At 64.3% G+C, this 19525-nt stretch carries 15 protein-coding genes; 5 read left to right on the forward strand and 10 right to left on the reverse strand.

Annotated elements, in window-relative coordinates:
- Nucleotides 1-42: 42 nt before the first annotated feature.
- A complete protein-coding gene (locus IEX32_RS07385) occupies nt 43-2997 on the reverse strand; it encodes a TonB-dependent receptor domain-containing protein (protein WP_229736231.1) in 2955 nt (984 codons plus the stop codon).
- A gap of 353 nt (nt 2998-3350) precedes the next feature.
- On the opposite strand from IEX32_RS07385, the gene IEX32_RS07390 reads away from it, so the two are divergent.
- Nucleotides 3351-3800 carry a hypothetical protein gene (locus IEX32_RS07390; protein ID WP_188770012.1) on the forward strand — a complete coding sequence of 150 codons (450 nt, stop codon included), beginning with the start codon at nt 3351-3353 and terminating at the stop codon, nt 3798-3800.
- An 88-nt stretch (nt 3801-3888) separates the two neighbouring features.
- Here the strand turns inward: IEX32_RS07390 and IEX32_RS07395 are convergent, their stop codons facing one another.
- Nucleotides 3889-6831 (reverse strand): TonB-dependent receptor domain-containing protein, encoded by a 2943-nt coding sequence (locus IEX32_RS07395; protein ID WP_188770014.1) that lies wholly within the window; start codon nt 6829-6831, stop codon nt 3889-3891.
- A 481-nt stretch (nt 6832-7312) separates the two neighbouring features.
- On the opposite strand from IEX32_RS07395, the gene IEX32_RS07400 reads away from it, so the two are divergent.
- Genes IEX32_RS07400 through mtnP form a run of 3 tightly spaced genes read left to right on the forward strand, consistent with a single transcriptional unit; the run spans nt 7313 to nt 9647 of the window.
- Nucleotides 7313-8098 carry an SDR family oxidoreductase gene (locus IEX32_RS07400; protein WP_188770016.1) on the forward strand — a complete coding sequence of 262 codons (786 nt, stop codon included), beginning with the start codon at nt 7313-7315 and terminating at the stop codon, nt 8096-8098.
- A 42-nt stretch (nt 8099-8140) separates the two neighbouring features.
- Nucleotides 8141-8767 (forward strand): TetR family transcriptional regulator, encoded by a 627-nt coding sequence (locus tag IEX32_RS07405; RefSeq protein ID WP_229736232.1) that lies wholly within the window; start codon nt 8141-8143, stop codon nt 8765-8767.
- The gene (gene mtnP, locus IEX32_RS07410) at nt 8757-9647 is read left to right on the forward strand and encodes an S-methyl-5'-thioadenosine phosphorylase (protein WP_188770020.1); all 891 of its coding nucleotides are present in this window, start codon (nt 8757-8759) and stop codon (nt 9645-9647) included. Before IEX32_RS07405 ends, mtnP begins: the two co-directional genes overlap by 11 nt.
- 89 nt (nt 9648-9736) lie before the next feature.
- Here mtnP and IEX32_RS07415 read toward each other — a convergent pair whose 3' ends face one another.
- From IEX32_RS07415 to IEX32_RS07450, 8 genes are all read right to left on the reverse strand, one after another.
- Nucleotides 9737-10828, reverse strand: coding sequence for an acyltransferase family protein (locus IEX32_RS07415; protein WP_188770022.1), 1092 nt, complete (start codon nt 10826-10828; stop codon nt 9737-9739).
- A 157-nt stretch (nt 10829-10985) separates the two neighbouring features.
- Nucleotides 10986-11993 (reverse strand): type II secretion system F family protein, encoded by a 1008-nt coding sequence (locus tag IEX32_RS07420; RefSeq protein WP_188770024.1) that lies wholly within the window; start codon nt 11991-11993, stop codon nt 10986-10988.
- A 17-nt stretch (nt 11994-12010) separates the two neighbouring features.
- Entirely contained in the window at nt 12011-12982 is a 972-nt protein-coding gene (locus IEX32_RS07425) for a type II secretion system F family protein (protein ID WP_188770027.1), read from the reverse strand.
- Between the two features lie 68 nt (nt 12983-13050).
- Complete coding sequence (locus IEX32_RS07430; RefSeq protein WP_188770029.1) at nt 13051-14322, reverse strand: pilus assembly protein CpaE; 1272 nt, start codon at nt 14320-14322, stop codon at nt 13051-13053.
- 3 nt (nt 14323-14325) lie between these two features.
- Nucleotides 14326-14991 carry a CpaD family pilus assembly protein gene (locus tag IEX32_RS07435; protein WP_229736233.1) on the reverse strand — a complete coding sequence of 222 codons (666 nt, stop codon included), beginning with the start codon at nt 14989-14991 and terminating at the stop codon, nt 14326-14328.
- A 14-nt stretch (nt 14992-15005) separates the two neighbouring features.
- Nucleotides 15006-16613, reverse strand: coding sequence for a type II and III secretion system protein family protein (locus IEX32_RS07440; RefSeq protein WP_188770031.1), 1608 nt, complete (start codon nt 16611-16613; stop codon nt 15006-15008).
- Nucleotides 16613-17620, reverse strand: coding sequence for a Flp pilus assembly protein CpaB (cpaB, locus tag IEX32_RS07445; RefSeq protein ID WP_188770033.1), 1008 nt, complete (start codon nt 17618-17620; stop codon nt 16613-16615). Before cpaB ends, IEX32_RS07440 begins: the two co-directional genes overlap by 1 nt.
- A gap of 69 nt (nt 17621-17689) precedes the next feature.
- Entirely contained in the window at nt 17690-18397 is a 708-nt protein-coding gene (locus IEX32_RS07450; RefSeq protein ID WP_188770035.1) for an A24 family peptidase, read from the reverse strand.
- Between the two features lie 88 nt (nt 18398-18485).
- Here IEX32_RS07450 and IEX32_RS07455 point away from each other — a divergent pair, with 88 nt between their 5' ends.
- Nucleotides 18486-19463 carry an alpha/beta hydrolase gene (locus IEX32_RS07455; protein ID WP_188770036.1) on the forward strand — a complete coding sequence of 326 codons (978 nt, stop codon included), beginning with the start codon at nt 18486-18488 and terminating at the stop codon, nt 19461-19463.
- Nucleotides 19464-19525 lie beyond the last annotated feature (62 nt).

Below are 19525 nucleotides of genomic sequence, written 5' to 3' on the forward strand. Positions count from 1 at the left end.
GGGACCATCGCGGCCCCGCCCTTCCTTTTCGTCCTTCTCGGCTTACTGTGCGCCGCCGAAGATATCAGCCAGACCGACCCGTGCTCCGACGAAGAAGAAGCGGCCGATGGCGCTAACGGGCGTGTTCAGCCCCGTCGCTGCGCCTCCGTAATTCAGCACCGCAAACGAAGGCTTCTGGTTGAAGAGGTTGTTCACGCCCCCGTAGAATTCGAACTGCTCGCTCGCTTCGTATCTGAAGCTGAGATCATGCGAGAAGCGGGCCTTGTACTTGAGGTATTCCGGCGCGACGACATCCGGGTTGTTCGCGATGGTCTGGCGGTCGAAGCGGTAGGTTTTCGAGGCGTAGTTGATCTGCCAGTCGAGGCTGAACGGCCCGCTCTCCCACATCAGGTCCGTGGTAACCTGAAACTTGGGCGCGCCGGGCACGTAGGCTTCGTTCACCGCTCCCGCGCCGGGGACCGGAATGAATTCCAGTTCGTGAAGATAGTTGCCGACCAGCCTTACACCGAAAGTGCCGGCACTGGCCGTCGGAAGCCGGTAGTTGACTGTGAAGTCGAGGCCGGAAGTCTTGAAGCTCGCGACATTGAACGGCTGCAGCATGAACCCCGTGATCAGTCCCGCATTCGCGCCGCCGTTCTGGCGGGCGACAAGAGGGCAGTACGGGTTGTTCAGGCTTGCCTGATCCACGCAAAGCGCCGCGAGTTCGCCGGGGCTGGCCGTGTTGATCGCATCCTTGATGGTGATGTCATACCAGTCGGCGGTAACGACCAGACGCGGAACAAGGCCGGGTCGCAGGACAATGCCTGCGGTGATCGTCTTCGCGGTCTCTTCCCTGAGCGAAGGGTTGCTGCCGACAAGGCCGGGGGTTCTGCTGCTGCTCACCGTAGTAAAGTTCGCGGGATCGGCTACTCCCAGACCGCCGAGAAGTGCCTGGCAGTTTGCCGCACGAAATTGCGTGCCATTCTGCAGATTGGCCACGTGGCAGGGGTCATTTATCGGCAGCGCCGTCTGGGATGTCGATCCGAACAGTTCACGGATATTGGGAGCGCGGACGGCCTCGGAATAGGTGCCGCGCAAGGCCATGTCCCGCACCGGCGCCCAACTGCCGCCGATCTTCCACGCCGAGGTCGAGCCAATGGTGGAGTAGTCGGAATAGCGAAATGCGCCGTCGACATCGAGGCGATGGGCGAATGGCATGTCGGCCAGAAGCGGTAGCCTGACTTCCGTGAATACTTCCCATACATCGAAATCACCGGCGAAATCGCCAAGGACAGTGGTGTAGGTAAGGCCCTGCTGCGCCAGGGGATCTGCGACGAAGCTGCTCTTTTCCTTGCGATATTCGCCGCCCAGGACGAAATCGATCGCGCCGCCGGGGAGTTCGAACGTGCCCTTGGTATTGCCGGTCAGAACGCCGCTGACGACATGCTGGGTGAGCTTCGACCGATTGGTGGTGTCGGCCTTGATCCAGTCGATCGCCTGCTGCGAGGCGACCCCTTCGCCGAAGATATTGAGCGGCACGCAGTCGCCGGACGAAAACGTCGTCGGCGGAACCGGCGCGCGCGTGTAGACGGCCGGCTGGAACGGCATCCACGTCGGATCGAGGTTCGCGCGGCAGGTCACGCCGCCGTTGCCGTCGTCGACCGCATCGATCGCGGCGTAGAAACGGTCGGAAAGGATGTCGTTGACGTGACGGTTGGTGGTCTTCGTCCGGCCGAAGACATAGGACACGTCATAGGACAGGTTCGGCGAGAGGTCGCCCCTGGCGCCCAGCACGGTGCGAACCGTCTTGCGCTCGATGTCCTCGCCGCGTCGTCCAAGGTCGAAGTTGTCGCGATTGACGAGAACACCGCCGATGAACGGGTTGACGAAAGGCTGGACCGCATCGGGGATGAACGGGTTGTCCGCGGGGACGAAGAGGTAATAATCGAAGGTCGGCTGCCCCAGGGAGAAGGAGCGGGTGTTGGCGTATTTGCCCTCGGCATAGAGCGTGAAGGCGTCGCTGAAGTCGAAATGGGCCAGAGCGCTCACGATATCGCGGTTGATCTCGGGCAGGAGGTCGTTGCCATAGTCCGAGACCAGCGTTCCGCTGCCGCCTTGCTGGTAGAACGGCGGGACGAACGCGCCGCGATCGTAAGGCAGACCCTCGGCGCCGTAGAAATCGGGTATCTGATCGAAGTCGACATCGATGCCGCCCTCGCGCGAGGTATCGAAGTAGCGGACGTCGTCCAGCGGGATGTAATCGGGGATACCGTCGTTGTTGCCGCTGCCGAATTCCGTATCGGCGGGATTGAGATAGAAGCCGACCTGTTCGGCCCCGTCGTAGCGCTTGCGCCGGTGCTGGCTCAGGCGGTCTTCTTCGCTGTGTTCCCAGGCAATCGCGAGGTTGCCGCGTCCGTCCGCGAAATTGTGTCCTGCCGTGAGTGCAATGAGGCGCTGCCCGGCGTCTCCCTTTTCGGAGATGCCCGACTGAACGCGGGCGGTGACACCTTCGAAATCCTTTTTCTGGACGAAGTTCACGACGCCCGAGACTCCGTCCGCGCCATAGATTGCCGAGGCGCCGCCGGTGAACACTTCTACCCGCTCGATCAGGTCGGTCGGAATGGTGTTGATGTCGACCGCCTGCAGTCCCTCTACCGCAGCAACGTGGCGCCGGCCGTCGATCAGGACGAGCGTGCGCTCGGCGCCGAGATTTCGCAGATCCAGCAGATTGAGTCCGGTCGTGCCGATCCCGGCGCGGCTCCCGCTGAGGTCGAAGGAACCGAGCGGGTCCTGCAGGGCCGGGATCGTCTGGAGATAGTCGGTCAGGTTGGTCGTGCCCGAGTTGACGATATCCTGGTTGGAGACGGCGACGACCGGGCTGGTCGTATCCAGTTCCGCGCGGGCAATGCGCGAGCCGGTGACGATGATGGCGCTGGCGTCTGCGGTTCCATCGGTTTCCTGTGCCTGGGCGGAGACGGCGCCGCTCGCCAGAGCGGCGATGCACGCGGCACATCTCAACGCGGCACTTCTGTTTCTGGTTCGCACTAGGGGTGTCCCTCTCGTTGCCTTGTTATGTTCACCGGAGGCGATCGCTCCCGGTGACAGTCCTCGGCCGGCGGGCCGTAAATCCGCCGTCTTTCGCTTGGGGCTTTTATCGGCTCACGGTGAATTTTGTGTTGACGCTTGTGACCGGGAGACCACAACCTGGTGCCTTGACGCATCAACCGCGCGGCGGGCCACGCCTCACGCGAGGCGCGCTCAAACGGCCGCCGGAAAGGCGATCGCGGGCATGTTTGTATGTGCCGCCGACTTCGTCCTATGAAGTTGTTATCCCGATATTTCACCGGGACAGCGACGATGGAGCGAGTTGCATGGCAAGCAAGCATGTCTGGACTATGGGGATGGTGCTCGTGGCAATGCAGGCGGCGCCTGCCGCCGGGGCGGAGAATCTGAAAAAATGTCGGGAAATATCCGAACCGTCAGCCCGGCTTGCCTGTTACGACTCTCTTTCCTCCCCTGGGGAACCGGAAACGCCCGATAAGCGCATCGAACGCCAGACCCGGCAGTTCGGCCTGAACGAGCAACAGAAAGCCCCGGAGGAGCGCAAGGAGGTTGAGCAGGTGAGCGCGAAGATCGCGTCGGTTCGCGGCGGACGTGTGACGCTTGATAATGGCATGATCTGGAAGGTCACCGACGGCAGCCGCATGATCGACTGGTTGCGGGAAGGGCAGATCGCCACGATCCGGCCGGGCCTGTTCAGCGGGTACCGCATGACGGTGGGCGGGGTTACGGGCAAGGCCGTGGTGGTCCGCACCCAATAGCGGGACGGCTTCGATATCGGGACGGCCAAACGAAAAGGGCGGAGCCGCGGCTCCGCCCTTCCCATTTGTGACTGCCTGAGAAGTTCGATCAGAACTTCATCTTGACGCCGGCATAGAAGCGGCGGCCAAGCGGGTCGTAGGTACCCGTGTCCGACTCCATGCCCGTAGTCGAGCCGTTTACACTGGCAAAGTACACGGGATCGTTGTCGAGCACGTTGTCGGCGCCGACGTAGAACTCCGTGCCACCCTCGATAAAGTACCGAAGCTGCAGGTCCAGGTAGAACTCCGGGTGGACCTTGTAGACGTGGAAACCGTCGAACTGGTCGTCGATCCACGAGGCGCCGATGTAGGTGCCGGTGGCCGACAGCCTGAAGTCATCGGTACCGATCGCGGTGTTGACCGTGAAACGGTCCTTGGCGGAGCCGACTTCACCCTCGAAGTAGTCCTTGGCCTCTCCCCGAAGCGGGATTTCGTAACCGCTCAGAAGATGCGTATAGGCCACGTTCAGGCTGGTCCGCAGGCGCTCGTTGCCGACGTCGAAGAAGTGAACGTAGTTCAGCGTGACGTCGATACCGGAAGTCTTGATGCCGCCGCTGTTGGTGACGCCCGTGTTGACCTCACGCAGCGAACCGGCGCTGTTCGTGCCCTGCTGGGTGGTGCGGCGCTCGATGAAATCGCAGAAGCTCTGGACACCCTGCCTGTAGCACTGGTCGACGATGAACTGCTCGGGCGTTTCGACGATCGCGTCCTGGATCTTCACGCGGAAATAGTCCGCGGTGATGGTGAGGTTGCGAAGCGCATGGATCGACTTCGGGTTGATGACCACGCCGGCGGTCAGGGTCTTGCCCTTTTCCTCCTGCAGGTTCGGATTGCCGCCCGAGAAGCCGGTCACGCCCTGACGGTCGGATTGGGTGACGAGGAAGGTACCGTTGGCCGCGATATTGGCCAGAACGCCCGGAGCCGCGCGGCAATTGTCGCCGAGCGCGCCACCGCCCGTCGCGCCGATGCCGTCGCACGGATCGTTGACCGTCGGGAAGTCCTGGCTCAGGCCCTCGAACAGTTCGGCGACATTCGGAGCGCGCACCGTGACCGCGTACATGCCACGGAAACGGATGTCTTCTATCGGCGCGAACTCACCGCCGGCGTTCCAGCTGAAGGTGTTGCCTATAGAGCTGTAATCCGAGTAGCGCGCGGCGCCGCGGACCGAGAGCTCGTGAACGAAGCCGTCGTTGATCAACGGAACCAGAACTTCGCCGTAGGCTTCCTTTACTTCGAAGCTGCCTGAGGTCGGCGGAAGCGCGTTACCGCCGTTGAGGCCCGCCGACTGGAGCGCGTCCCAGCGGGAGTCCTGCGACTCGCGGCGGTATTCGACGCCCACTGTCATGCCGATGTCGTTCGCGCCGAGCGGATTGCCGAAGAAGCCCGACAGGTTGGCACCGACCTGGGTCTGCTTCTGCACCGCCTTGTAGAAGCTCGGCGCTTCCAGATAGGCCACGCCTTCCTCGCCGATGCTGTCAAGTCCAAAGATGTTGACCGGAATACAGCCATTCGCAACCGCGTTCGGATCAGCGCACATGAAGCCGCCCTCGCCATCGGGCACGATCTGCTGCGAGGAACGGAAGTTCAGGACGTTGATCTGGCCGGTGCCGGTTTGCGTGATGTTCGTCTGGCCGTAATTGGCGAAGACTTCGTAGTTCCAGTTCGACGCCAGTTCGCCCCTCACGCCACCAACGAGGCGGAAGGTGTCCTGGGTCGCTTCCGTTGCGCGCGGACCGAACGAGGACAGGCGCTTGGCGACGAAGATGTCGCGTAGGCCATCACCGTTGGTGTCGGACGCATCGTTGTAGATGGCATCGGGAACGAACGGATTGCGAACGATCGCGCCGTTGAACAGCGTTTCGATCGGCATCTGCCCGTCGACATACTGGGTTCCGCTCGAATCCGTATCCCACGGGAACGGCTCGATGTTCGATTTGGCGTTAGTGCTTACGAACGAGCCTTCGAGGAAGGCGGTGATGTTGTCGGTGATGTCGTAGTGCGCGTTCAGATAACCGGTATAGCGCTGAACAGGGACCGCGAGATAACGAAAAGCCTGGCGATTGAAGCCGTTAGGGCCAACGCCGTCTCCGATATCCGACGTACACGTTGCCGCGTTCGCGTCGAAGCAGGGCTGCAGAGCGCCGGTGGGGCTGTAGGTCCAAGTGAAGTTGTCCGTCGAGTAGCGGCCCTGCGGCGCATACGATGAATTGAACGGTTCGACGGAATCAAAGATATCACCGCCGAAGAAGATTGCCGAAATGCTGTCGACGTCCGATGGACCCGCTTCGGTCTTGTGGTTCTTCAGGAAGGCCGCGCCCTGTTCGGAGTATCCGAAGAAGACGGTGGCGTTACCGCGTCCGTCGTCGAAGTTGCCGCCCAGAAGTACGCCGGTGTCGAGCGTGAAGCTGTCGCCGACTTCGGTGATGCCCGACTGCGCGTTGATCTCGAGGCCTTCGAAGTCATCCTTGAGGATGAAGTTGACGACGCCGGCGACCGCGTCCGAACCGTAGACCGCCGAGGCGCTGCCCGACGTCAGGACTTCGGCGCGTTCGAGCATCTGCGTCGGGATCATGTTGAGATCGACGGCGGCGCTGCCCGGCAGGCCGGAGACGACACGGCGGCCGTTGATCAGGACCAGCGTGCGGTCGACATCAAGGTTGCGCAGGTCGACGGTCGCAAGGCCCGAGCCGCTGGTCAGGAAAGAGGTGTTCGTGCGCGAGAACGTCGGCGTACCGAAAACCGGATTTTCAAGCAGGGTTTCCTGGATATTGATCGCGCCGGAGCTCTCGATCAGGTCCTCGCTGACGACCTGGACGGGCGCGACGGTGGTGGGAACGTCCGTCTGGATGCGGGTGCCGGTAACGATGATGACGCCGCCGTCGTCCGCTGCCTCGGCAGCCGGCTCCGCAGCGTCTTGAGCGTATGCGCTCGATGCGCACAACAGGGCAAAAGCCGTAAGGCTCGTCGCGCTCCGAAGAGCGGCCTTCTGCATGGTTGTTTTCACGTTGTGTGTCCCTTGTTTTTAGTCCGCTTACCGAATGCGTGACCAAGTCCGGCAAGTGGCCCGAATGCGACAGGTGGATGCACCAGGCACGCATCTGTCATGGGCCGGTTTGTCGCGCCACACGGATGCCCTTTCAATGTTAATCGCGTGGCGCGTAAAAATTGCGGCCGGGCCTGTGATATTGACGCAACAGTAAACTGCGGTTTTCCGCCCCGACTCATTGTTACCTCGACGAATTCAGAGGCGTGGCGCGCACAACAGACCTGTTGCAGTAGGGCGCATTGTTGCCGAATAATTTCACTCTGCGTCGCCGTGGCGAATTCTTGTTGCGTATGGGCGAGCCGTCTTGCCCGGGTGCATTGACCGGGGGCGTTCCGGCTCTTAATCGGCTGGTTAAACTGCTTTGCTCGGCGTTTTTCCGGGGTCGCGCTCCGGAAGAATGTTGATTGCCCACGAAAGGGAACATGTAATGAATCTCGATAACTCATTCGCCGCTGTCGTCACGGGCGCCGCGTCGGGGCTTGGCGCGGCGACCGCGCGGGCGCTGGCGGCGAAAGGCGTGAAGGTTGCGATCTTCGATCTCAGTGCCGAGGCGGGCGACGCGCTGGCGAAAGAGATCGGCGGCGTATTCTGCGAAGTGAACGTCACCGACGAGGCCAGCGTCGATGCCGGCTTTGCAAAGGCGCGCGCGGCGAACGGGCAGGAGCGCGTTCTGGTGAACTGCGCCGGCATCGCGCCGGCCGCCAAGACCGTCGGCAAGAACCGCGAGACGGGCGAGCCCCGGGCGCACGACCTGGCGCTGTTCGAGAAGGCGATCGCGATCAACCTGGTCGGCACGTTCCGCTGTATCGCCAAGTCGGCCGCCGGCATGGTCACGCTCGATCCCGTGGACGAAGCCGGTTCGCGCGGCGCGATCGTCAACACGGCTTCGGTCGCGGCGCAGGACGGGCAGGTCGGCCAGGCGGCCTACGCGGCTTCGAAAGGCGGGGTTCAGGCGATGACGCTGCCGGTCGCGCGCGACCTGATGAACGACGGAATCCGCGTCAACACTATCCTGCCCGGCATTTTCGAAACACCGATGATGGCCGCCATGCCGCAGCAGGTGCAGGATGCGCTGGCGGCGATGGTCCCGTTTCCCAAGCGGCTGGGCAAGGCGGACGAATACGCCGCGCTCGCGCTCTTCATGGTCGAGCACGATTACCTCAATGGCGAGTGCGTCCGTCTCGACGGCGCCATCCGCATGGGGCCGAAGTAAGCCGGGGCGGCACAGGACGCAGCGATGAGAGGTCGGACTACCATGGCGGAAGCAGACCTTACGGCACCTCCCGGCGCGCGCGCGCTTCTGCTCCACACGGCCAGCGCGATCATGCGCGAAGGCGACGTGATCGACATCTCGTTGTCGGAGCTCAGCTTGCGCTCCGGCCTCAATTCGGCGCTGGTGAAGTATTACTTCGGCAACAAGGCAGGGTTGCTCAAGGCCCTGCTGGACCGGGACTGGCAGGCGATCGTCACCAGCGTCGACGCGCTCCTGGCCAAGGACGGGTGGGATCCCGAAGCGAAGCTGCGCCGACACCTGTGGAAGGTCGTCGATACCTTCTACGCGGTGCCCTATCTCAACCGCCTGACCATGCGCGTCATCCGCGAGAGCGACGATGCCGAGGCGCGGCGCATCGCCGAATGCTACCTTTCGCCGATCTACCGCGCTTACGAACAGCTTATCGGCGACGGCGTGAAGGCGGGTGCGTTCCGCGAAATCGATCCGCAACTTTTCTACTTCACGGTGACCGGGGCGGTCGACCGGTTCTTCTCGACGCGGCTGGTGCTGAAGCATTGCTTCGATCAGGACACGTTGACCGAGGAACTGCGCGACCGCTACCGCGAACACACGATCGACATTATCATGGCAGGCATCCTTGCGCGCTGAAAAGAGTTCCCACTGGCACATCGGCGTGATCGGCGGCTCCGGCCTCGCCGCCGGCGTCGATCTGGACGAGGCGCAGGAGATTGCGGTTTCCAGTCCTTTCGGAGAGCCCTCGGGCCCGGTCACGACCGGGCACATCGGCGGCGTGCGCTTTTCCTTCATCGCGCGCCACGGGGCAGGGCACCGCCTGCCGCCGGGCGCGATCGACTACCGCGCCAATATCGACGTCCTGAAGCGCTGCGGCGTAACCGACGTGCTGGCGCTATCCGCCATCGGCTCGCTGCGGGAGGAGATGGCGCCGGGAGACTTCGTCGCTGTCGACCAGTTCATCGACCGTACTGTGGGACGCCGGAACAGCTTCTTCGGCCCCGGCATGGTGGCGCATGTCAGCCTTGCCGATCCGATCTGCGAACGGCTTTCGCGCCTGGCGACCGCCGCCGCGCGCTTGGCCGGCGGCAATGTTCACCCGGCAGGGTGCTACATCGCCATCGACGGCCCGCAGTTCTCCACCCGCGCGGAAAGCCGGACGTACCGCCAGTGGGGCGCCGACGTGATCGGCATGACCGCCATGCCCGAGGCGCGCCTCGCCCGCGAAGCGGAGCTGCCCTATGCGCTGCTTGGCATGGTCACCGACTATGACTGCTGGCGCGAGGAAGAGGCAGGCGTGGAAGTGAGCCACATCCTCGAAGTAATGCACGCCAACGCCGAACTGGCGCGCCGGACAGTGCGCGCGCTGGCAGCAAGCCTGCCCGATGTTCGCGAGCCGAGCCCGATCGACACCGCGCTGGAGCATGCGCTGGTAACCGCGTCCGAGGCGCGCGACCCGGAACTGGTGGCGCGGCTGGACGCGATTGCGTGCCGGATTTTTGGCGAGCGGGAGTAGGGGGGTATCGAGGGGGGCGCGCCCATAGCACGTCGGGCGGCGCGTCGCGGGGATGTCGAACGCGCCACCCATGCCGACGTGAAGACGGCTCAGGCGGTTTCCCGGGCTTCGGCCGATAGCGGGGCATGTTCACGGCCAGCGCTGGCGCGGGGTTGCTTCATCGCGGCGCGCAGGCGGCAGATGACCGGGTCGACGAGGCGGATCACGGCCGTGGAAGCGGCGAGGGTCAGCAGCAGGGCCAGGGCGAATGCCAGCAGGGAGGGGATGCTGATGCCGTGGACCGGTTGGCGGTATAGTATCCATGAAGCCAGCGCGCCCATCGGCCAGTGGAGCAGGTAGACGGGGTAACTGTAGTCGCCGAGGAAGCTGTCGCGCCGGCGACGTTCGCGGCCTGCGCTGGCATGGAACAGAGCGATGGTCACGATAGCGGCGACGGGAATGCCGAGGTAAAGCCCGGCGATCCTGGCGGCGTCGAGCTGCGTATATTTGTCGATCAGGGCGAACGGGAGGAACCAGACCATGCCCGCGCTCATCAGCAGGGCCGGCGGGAAAGGGAGGGAGCGTTCGATGAACGCACCCAGTTCCTCGCGCCAGTGCCAGGCGCAGGCCCCCGCGGCGAAAGGCAGCGATCCGGAGGGGATGAGACCGTAGAGTTCATAGTAGCCCGCCCCGGCAGCGAGCATGACGCCGGTGTAGATCAGGCTGGCCGTCAGCCAAAACGCCGAGCGCGCGCGGGTCTGCGACAGGCCTAGGCCGATCAGCAGGTAGAACGTCAGCTCGACGGTGAGCGCCCACGTCGCCGGCAGCAGGCGGGGCGCGAAATCATAAGGCATGAGGCGCGGATAGACCATCGACAGGTTGGCCGCCCATTCGCCAACCCCTTGCGGCAGGAACAGTGCCTGGCGGTAGCCCCGGGTAAAGGTCTCGCCGCAGATGCCTATGACGGCGAGCGCCAGGACAATTGCGAGGAGGTAGGCGGGATAGAGGCGCAGCGCGCGATTGGCCGCGAAGCGCAGGAAGCCGCCGGCAGTGTAGCCATAGGTTCCCGCCATCACCGCCGTCATCAGGAATCCGGACAAGACGAAGAAGGAGAAGACCGCGTATTGCCCTATAACCGGAACGCCGAGCAGGTGATGCACCATCACGACAAGCGCCAGCGCCAGGCGGTACAAACCGAACAACAGATTTCCTTTTTTCGCGACTTCGCCGAAGGTTACGGGCCTGATGCCACCAAGTGAGCGTCAAGGCCAATCGGTGCAGCCCGGCAAAGGAACGCCGCGCCGGCTTCCCGTGCGTCAAGTGCGACGGGTCGCAGGAGGCGCTTGTCGCGGTTCCGCCTCAGCCCCCCGGGCCGTCGCCGGAGAAGGCGTCGGCGATCGAGCAGGCGGCGGGGCCGAGGATGACCACGAACAGCGTCGGCAGGATGAACAGGATCAGCGGCACGGTCATGATCGCCGGCAGGCGCGCGGCCTTTTCCTCGGCGCGCATCATTCGCTCGTTGCGGAACTCGGCCGAAAGCACGCGCAGCGCCGAGGCGAGCGGGGTGCCGTAGCGCTCGGTCTGGATCATCGTCGTGACCACGCCCTGCACCGCGTCGAGGTTCACGCGCCAGGCGAGGTTTTCGAAGGCCTGCCGGCGCTCGGTGAGGAACGAAAGCTCGATCGAGGTCAGCGAGAATTCCTCGCCCAGTTCCGGATAGGCGCGGCCCAGTTCGCGCGCGACGCGTTCGAAGGAGGCGTCGACGGTGAGGCCGGCCTCGGCGCAGATCACCAGCAGGTCGAGCGCGTCCGGCAGGCCCTTGCGGATTGCGTCGGTGCGCTTGGTGACCATGTTCTGGATGAAGATGTCCGGTCCCTTGTAGCCCGCCAGCAGGGCCACGGCGAAGCCGCCGAAGCGCTTGAAGGGGCTCCAGTCCGGGAAATAGTCGATGCCGTAGATCACCAGCGCGGCGGTTCCGCCCAACACGATCGGCGCGACCATGCGGGCGAAGATGACGGCGACGGCCCATTCCTTGTTGCGGATGCCCGCCTGAGCCAGCTTCTGCTGGATAACCTTGATCTGGCTGTCCTGCAGCACCTTCAACGTGCCAAGGAGCTGACCCAGACGGTCGGTGGTTTCGTTGCGGCGAACCACGCTCTGGCGCTTGCGCGGGGTGGTGACGATGCCTGCCTTGAGCGCTTCGCGGCGCTGGTTCAGCGACTTGACGCGCTTTGCCATCGGGTCGCGCACGGTCACCGCGGCGTAGATCGCCAGCATCATGGCGACCGCGGCGACGGCGGCCAGCAAGGTGCCGACGAGGACGACGTCGAAGCCGAGGAGAGTCGGGCCGGACGGTTGCTGGATCATCTGCTGCCGTTCCTCGCTCAGATCTCGAAGCTGACCATCTTGGCCATGATGAAGGCGCCGATGCCCATCCAGATCATGCCGCCGATGCCCGCGACGATCAGGCGTTCATCGATGAAGAACTTGCCGATATAGCCGGGGTTGATCCACCAGATCATGCCGAAGACGATGAAGGGCAGGGCGCCGACGATATAGGCCGAAGCCTTGGATTCCGAACTCATCGCGCGGATCTTCAGCTTCATCTGGGCGCGCTTGCGCAGCACGTCGGAAAGGTTGGCCAGCGTCTCGGCCAGATTGCCGCCGGTCTCGCGCTGGATTGCCAGGGTGATGCAGAAGAAGTTGAATTCGGGAATGGCCAGGCGATCGGCGGTTTCCTGAAGCGCGTCCTCCATGGTCTTGCCGATCTTGATGCGTTCGGTGACGAGCTTGAATTCCTCGCCGACGGGGCCGGGAACCTCCTTGGCGACGACGCCCAGCGTCTCCGTCACCGGAAGGCCCGACCGCAGACCGCGCACGAGCAGTTCGATGGCGTCGGGAAACTTGGTGTTGAAGGCGTTGGTGCGGCGCTTGATGAACTGGTTCACTGCCGCGTGCGGAAGTCCCGCGCCCACGAACAGCCCGAATGCCAGCGAAAGCAGGAAAGCACCGGATTTGAGATAGATGAGGATGGTGACGGCCGCTGTGAGGCCGAGCGAGGCATAGATGTATTGCGAAAGCGTCCAGGGCAGGCCCGAGCGGTGGAGGCGCAGCGCAAGTGCCTCGATGCGCGAACTGGAGCCGGCGATGGTATGCATCCTCGGCTTACGCGCGGCCACGGCCTTGCGCATCTGCGCCTCGACGCGCGCGGTCGCGCTTTGCGAATGCCGGAACTGCACGGAGTTCAGGCGGCGCGAGGCTTCCTTGGCCGGGGAGGGGCCGGAGAATGCCACGTAGACGAGCGCAATGACGCTCGCCATTCCGGCCGCCAGCAGCATTACCTGGATTATGTCCATGCCGTTATGCGCCTTCCGTTACCCGCCGTCCGCCGTGCCGCCGGGAAGTCATCGCCTCCCGGACAGGGTCACGCGCCGGCCTCCGCCTTCTTGCTAACTTTGGTCATCATCGATTTGAGGTCGAGCTTGCCCAGCAACGACTTGCCCGCACCGGCGGGCGTGTCGCTGTCATCCCTGTCGAGAATCAGGCGCGCAAGATCGCGTATGACCGTGCTCGCCTTGCTCGAGCGGTTTGCGTCGACAAAGGTCTGTCCCAGCTTGGCCGCCATTGACGCCGCCTTGAGATCATAGGGGATCGATAGCTGGATTCTGGCCTCGATCGAGGCTTCGAAGTCGGCCTTGCTGATTTCCGAAAGGCTCGCCTGGACCTTGTTGGCGACCACGATCACGCGGGCGTGCGGGGCATTGGCCTTGAGCCACGACAGCATGCGGATCGTGTCGCGCGCCGAAGCCAGCGTCATTTCCGTAACGAGCAAGATCGTGTTGAGATCGGCGACTACCTGCGGAAAGTTGATCAGCATGTTGCGCGGAAGATCGACGACCGTCATTTCGAAGGCGTGCCGGAATTCCTCCTCCAGCTGCACAAAGGCCGTGCCATCGGTCAGTAGAGGCGAGTTGATCGGGGCCTCGGCCGAGAGGATCGCGAGATTATCGTTCGCGCGGATCATCGCGCGCTCGATGAACAGCCCGTCGATGCGGCTCGGGTTCTCGATCGCGTCGGTCAGGCCGCGGCCGGGCTCGAGATCGAGGCACAGGGCGCCGGTGCCGAAGTGAATGTCGAGGTCGAGCAGCGCGGTCGGCAGCTTGTGGTCGGCGCTGAAGAGCCAGGCAAGCGAAGTCGCCAGCGTCGAGGCGCCGACGCCGCCGCGCGTACCGATCACGGCAGTGGCGATGTGCTGGTGCCCCGCGCCGGCGTCATTGTGCTTGGGCGTCGAGAACACGGTCTGCGCATGGGCGAGCGCGTCGCGGAGCTGGCCGGGAGAAAGCGGCTTCAGCAGGTAGTCGTGGATGCCGCTCGCGATCAGGTCGCGATAGAGGCGCACGTCGTTGACCTGACCCACGGCGATGACGACGGTGCCCGGCTCGCAGACTTCGGCGAGGGCATTGATGTCACTCAGCGGATCGCCGCTTTCGGAAAGGTCGATCAGAAGGATGTTGGGGCTCGCCGTGATCGAGAGCGACTGGATGGCGTTGCGCAGGCCGCCCTTGTTGCACTTTTCCGGCTGCCAGCCCATTTCCATCGCGACCGGACGCAGGACATCGAGCGAGTCTTCGTCGCACAGATAAGCGGCGAACTGGTCACGCCCGTTGGGGCTCCCGGGTTTCCTGGGTGCGGTCATGGATCAGTTCCCTTGTGTGGATGCCTTGCTCAGGCCTTCGGAACCGGTCGGCGCGGCCTTGCGATAGGCGTCGATCGCCTTGGACGAGCTCATCACCACCGTGTTGCCGGTAGTCTCCGCGCCGCGGATGAGATCCTCGGGATTGGCGATCATTGCGGCAAGGTTCGAATTGGTGGCGCAGCCGTAATTGCTGCTGAGGCCGTTGTTCGGATTGAAGTCACTGTTGCTTGACCAGTTCGGGCAGCCGGGGACGCTCGCCCTGGTGCGGGTCACGATGACCCGAGCGGTTCCTGCCGGAACGTAGCCGCCGGTCATCGGTGCCTCTTCGCTGAGGAGAAGCCCGTAGCGCGAGGCCACGGCTTCGACCGCGCTGCGCGTCGCGTCGCTTGCGGAGGAGGCATCGACATAGACCTTGTCGCCATACTTGACGCCCATCGCATCGAACCAGCCGGCAAGACGCTGCTGTTCGCCGTAGGCGAGGCCGGCGCTGCCGGTCGACACGTCGAGCGTGTAGTTGACTTTCTCCACCACCGGCTGGTGGACGCTGCTCATCGAACGATTGGTCGGAACCCCGCCGCATCCGGCGAGCCCAAGGCCAAGGGCGAATGCGAGAGCGGCCCGGCCCGCGAGAGCCATTGTCGGCATGTGCCCAAAGTGGGAATTGCGCATGGTGATTACCTTTCTCACTTCAGGCTGAAGCCGGGCCTGGCGGACTCGCCGGAAGCCGAGCGCTTCGACTTCTTCTTCGAGGGGGCGGCGCTTCCCGCGTCGCCGATGCCGGGACCGTCCACGGCGGCCGGAGCCTGCGAGGGTTTCGGCGTCTTGGCTCCGCTGACCCCGTCCGAGTTCATGTTGCCCAGGAGCCGCTGCAACTCGTTGGGCGCCTGGAAGCCGTCGGTCGGCAGGGCGATCTGCGAGGCGTTGACCGGGTTGACGAGATAGGGCGTGACGACGATGACCAGTTCGGTTTCGCCGCGCCTGTAATTGGTGGAGCGGAACAATGATCCCAGGATCGGCAGGTCGCCGGCGCCGGGCATCTTGGTGATCGTGTTCTGCGAATTGTTGCTCAGCAGGCCGGCGATCATGAAGCTCTGGCCGGAGCCGAGTTCGATCGTCGTTTCGGTGCGGCGCGTGGTCAGCGCGGGGATTTCGAAGTTGTCGAGCACGATCGCGCCCTGGCTGGAAAGCTCGGACACTTCCGGGCGTACGCGCAGGGAAATGCGGCCATTGGCGAGCACGGTGGGCATGTAGCTCAGGCTGACGCCGTACTTCTTGTACTCGATCGAGGTCGAGCCCAGGCCCTGGCTGATCGGGATCGGAAATTCGCCGCCGGCGAGGAACTCGGCGGTTTCGCCCGAGAGCGCGGTCAGGTTGGGCTGTGCAAGCGTGGTGACGAGGCCGACGGTCTCGCCCGCGTCGAGCGCACCGAGCAGATTGAGGCCGAGCAGTTTGCCCTGTGCGGCGATAGTCGTGGCGCTGCCGACAAGGCCGACGTCGGTTCCCGGAAGCAAGGCGGGTTCCCCGGTCACCGGGTCGATCCCCACGACCGATGGCTTGTTGCCCACGCCCAGCGCCCTGCGCGAGAACACATCACCGGGCGAACGGCCCTGGCCGATACCGAACTGAAAGCCACCGGTCGTGTCGACTGAGGTGAGGTTGACCCCCAGTGTCTTCACCAGCGAGCGGCTGACTTCGGCGATGCGTACCTGCAGGTTGACCTGCAACGGCGTCGCCATGCGCAGGCGGCTGATAACGTTCGACTTGTCGCCGACGTAGGCCTGCACCAGACGCTCCGCCTCGGCGGCATCTTCCGGGGTCTTTACAGTCCCGGTCAGCAGGAAGGTGTTGGAGCCCATGGTCGACACGCCGATTTTTGCTTCGGGCATCGCCAGGTGCAGCATCGAATCGACGCTGTCGATGTTCGAGCCGACCCGGATGTTGCCCGACCAGATCACGGCGCCGGCCGCATTGCTGGCGTAGACCGTGGTGGTGCCGCCGGCCTTGCCGAAGACGTAGAACTGGTCGCGCGATTTGACCTGCACGTCGGCGACCGCGTCATTGGCGACGAAGACGTCGGTCATCGTCCCCGGTACGTTTACCAGCTGCCCGTTGCCGATCGAGAGCGTGATGTCCTGCGCGGGACGCACGACCGACTGCGCGGCGGCCGGAGCCGGCACCGAGACGGCCAGCGGCGACAGGGCGCATGCGGCGCTCAGTACGGAATTGAGAAGGCGCGGTTTCATGATGAAGCCCTTCATGGCGGTGATCTCTATGGCGTCGCGGTCAGCCATTACCTGGCACTCACGGCTTCTTCGGTGGTCGTCTTGCCGCGCGTGACGCGCACGACCGGGCCGGAACGAACGGGGCCTGCCGAGGCGACGGGGGCCCCCATGACCATCGGGCCGATGCGGGGGCGCTCGTCGGAAGTCGCCGGTCGGGTAGAGCGCTGGAAGCGCGAGACGTCGCCGCCGGTCACGTAGGTCGTGTTGCCTTCGATCGGACGGTTCATCGCCTGACGCATGATCTTTTCTTCCTGCTCCTTGGTCGCGCCTTCGGGCACCTTGATCTCGCCTTCGGCGAGAATGCGTTCGAACTCACCCTGGTTGTCGGCGAGCGAGCGTAGCGAGAGGCTGATTTCGCCGATCTCTTGCGCGACGGCGACTTTCTCCGCGATGCGCGGCGTGACTTCGAGCGTGACGGTGCGGAAGGCTCGGACCACGGTCTTGCCGTCGACGACTTCGCTGTCGGTGGCCTGGTCGGTTGCGAGGACGCGAAGATTGCGCAGGACTGTCTCGGCGGTGCGCAGCGGTTCGCCTTCGCCGGTGACGTCCTGGGTCAGGACGAGGTCGACCCGGTCGCCCGGGAAGACGAAACCACCGACGCCGGTTTTGGCCGACACCGGAATGGTAACGGCGCGCATGCCCGGCCCGAGCGCGGCGGCGAGGAAGCCGCGGTCGCCCGGCGCGACGAGCGTACCGTGCGTGACCGGCTGGCCGGCCGTGATCGGGAAGCGCACGACAGTGCCGAGAAGCTTCGACATGTCGGCCGCGCCGTCGATGTAGTAGGCGTCCTTGACCAGTTCCTCGGGCCAGTCCTGGAAGGAGACGGCTTCGGCGGTGATGATCGTGCCAACGGGCAGGGCGCGCTGCGCCACCAGAACTCTCGGCCCCGTCGGCTTGACAGGTCCGGCTTCGACCTGCGGCGTGGAAGCGCCGGTCAGCATCGAACGGGCGGCGAAGGCCGTGCCTGCCGCCACGAGCAGTGCGATGACCAGCAGCACCAGCTTCTTCTTATCCATGGCTATGAAGCCCCCTACAGATCCCCGACGTGTTCCAGACACAATCGGGCAAATTGGTTAAAATGAGGTTCACCCCTGCGCTGCGCCCAAGAGCGCTGCCGGAAGTACCTGCTCGCTTAGGACCCACAGGCCCGACAGCGAGATGGCAACGCCATAGGGAATGGGCAGGCGGGCTCTCTGCCGCCGCAGGATATGACGGAAGCTGACCGCGCAGACCGCCAGAAGAGCGATGACGCCCAGCGCCAGCATCCAGGGCTGCGGACTGGCGCTGCCGATAGCAGCGACCGCTCCCGATCCGATCGGGCGGCGGGTGACCAGCGCGAAAGCCAGGATAGCGGCAAATGCGACCCAGGCGATGGCAACCACGCCGGCCAGTGCGTCGCGCATGTACTCGCCGGGAATGCGCTTCATGTTGAGGAAGGCCATTGCCACCGAAGCCCCGCCTCCGATCACCGCCATCATCACGATAAGCTGGATGAAGCTGGGCGGGGTGAACCATAGCGCGAGAGCCGTCAGCAGTTTCACGTCGCCGCCGCCCATCTGGCGCAGGGCGAAAAGCAGTGCGGTGATGAACAGCGTGAGGAGGGCGAGGCCGAGCTGGAAAGCGACATCGAGCCAGCCGTATCCTGTCGCCAGCCACCATAGCGGCGCGGCCAGCGCGATTGCCGCGTTGAGCCAGTTGTCGATCTCGCGCCGCTTGATGTCGGTGAAGGCGGCAACAAGCAGTGCGGTTGCCAACGCGACCAGCAATGCGTACGAAAAGTACCCGCCTTGCATTCGGAAAAGTCCCCCTTGAACAGGGGACCGATTTACCGAGTATCACTTATCAAATAGTAACCAAGCCACTGAGGCCCGAATTAGCCAAGTGACAGCCCCGGAGACTTGCAGCCCATCTCCCGTAGCCCGGAGAGCAATACCCGCCCATGCCCGCGAAGGGTGGTGGACCGCGCCCGATGGCGCTCGCATTCGGCGGATAGACTGGCCCGCGCCGCGATTGGCTCCGCGCGGATCGATCCTGTTCATGCCGGGGCGCGCCGATGCCTACGAGAAGTGGCTGGAGGCACTCGACCAGTGGCATGGGCAAGGCTGGGCCGTCACCGCCGCCGACTGGCGCGGCCAGGCCCTGAGCGGGCGCTTCGGGTATGACGAAGCCACCGGCCATGTCGACGATTTCTCGGTATGGATCAACGACCTCACGGCTTTCTGGGGCGATTGGTGCAAGGACGGGCCCGGCCCTCACATCCTTGTCGCGCATTCGATGGGTGGGCATCTCGCCCTGCGTGCCGTCGCCGAAGGCCGGCTCCGCCCCGACGCGCTTGTCCTGCTGGCTCCGATGCTGGGCTTCTTGCCCCAGCACGTGCCGAGCGGCGTGCTTCACGCGGTCGCCCGGATACTGTCCGGCCTGGGCGATCCGCGCCGGTCGGCCTGGAAGATGAGCGAACGGCCGGAGCTGGCGCCCAAGGCGCGTTCGGCGATCCTGACCCACGATGAATCGCGTTACGATGACGAACAATGGTGGCGCAAAATGCGCCCCGGAATCGCGATGGGGGCGGCGAGCTGGGGCTGGATCGAACGCGCTCTCGCTTCGATTCGCAGGCTCGAAGCGGCCGGCGTTCTCGAATCGGTTCGGGTGCCGGTGCTGCTGCTGGGCACGACGGCCGACCGACTGGTCTCCTGGCGCGCGATCCGCCGGACGGCCGCAAGGCTGCCGCAAAGCGAACTCGTAACTTTCGGGTCCGAATGCCGCCATGAAATCCTGCGCGAGGCAGACCCGGTGCGTGACCGCGCGTTCGAAGCGATCCGTTCGTTCCTCGATCGGGTGGCGCCCCGCCCGGACGCCTGATACCAAGCTGCAGCTTGGTATGAGCGCGCGGACGATGATGCCGTCTGAAACGCGCAGCGCCG

The organism is Novosphingobium endophyticum (genome assembly GCF_014640675.1).
Classification (GTDB): domain Bacteria; phylum Pseudomonadota; class Alphaproteobacteria; order Sphingomonadales; family Sphingomonadaceae; genus Novosphingobium; species Novosphingobium endophyticum.

Excerpts from the sequence above, each read along its gene's own strand:
- IEX32_RS07390 (WP_188770012.1), top strand. The coding sequence starts at position 3,351 with ATGGCAAGCAAGCATGTCTGGACTATGGGGATGGTGCTCGTGGCAATG.
- IEX32_RS07395 (WP_188770014.1), bottom strand. The coding sequence starts at position 6,831 with ATGCAGAAGGCCGCTCTTCGGAGCGCGACGAGCCTTACGGCTTTTGCC.
- IEX32_RS07400 (WP_188770016.1), top strand. The coding sequence starts at position 7,313 with ATGAATCTCGATAACTCATTCGCCGCTGTCGTCACGGGCGCCGCGTCG.
- IEX32_RS07405 (WP_229736232.1), top strand. The coding sequence starts at position 8,141 with ATGGCGGAAGCAGACCTTACGGCACCTCCCGGCGCGCGCGCGCTTCTG.
- IEX32_RS07420 (WP_188770024.1), bottom strand. The coding sequence starts at position 11,993 with ATGATCCAGCAACCGTCCGGCCCGACTCTCCTCGGCTTCGACGTCGTC.
- IEX32_RS07425 (WP_188770027.1), bottom strand. The coding sequence starts at position 12,982 with ATGGACATAATCCAGGTAATGCTGCTGGCGGCCGGAATGGCGAGCGTC.
- IEX32_RS07430 (WP_188770029.1), bottom strand. The coding sequence starts at position 14,322 with ATGACCGCACCCAGGAAACCCGGGAGCCCCAACGGGCGTGACCAGTTC.
- IEX32_RS07435 (WP_229736233.1), bottom strand. The coding sequence starts at position 14,991 with ATGCGCAATTCCCACTTTGGGCACATGCCGACAATGGCTCTCGCGGGC.
- IEX32_RS07440 (WP_188770031.1), bottom strand. The coding sequence starts at position 16,613 with ATGGCTGACCGCGACGCCATAGAGATCACCGCCATGAAGGGCTTCATC.
- cpaB (WP_188770033.1), bottom strand. The coding sequence starts at position 17,620 with ATGGATAAGAAGAAGCTGGTGCTGCTGGTCATCGCACTGCTCGTGGCG.
- IEX32_RS07450 (WP_188770035.1), bottom strand. The coding sequence starts at position 18,397 with ATGCAAGGCGGGTACTTTTCGTACGCATTGCTGGTCGCGTTGGCAACC.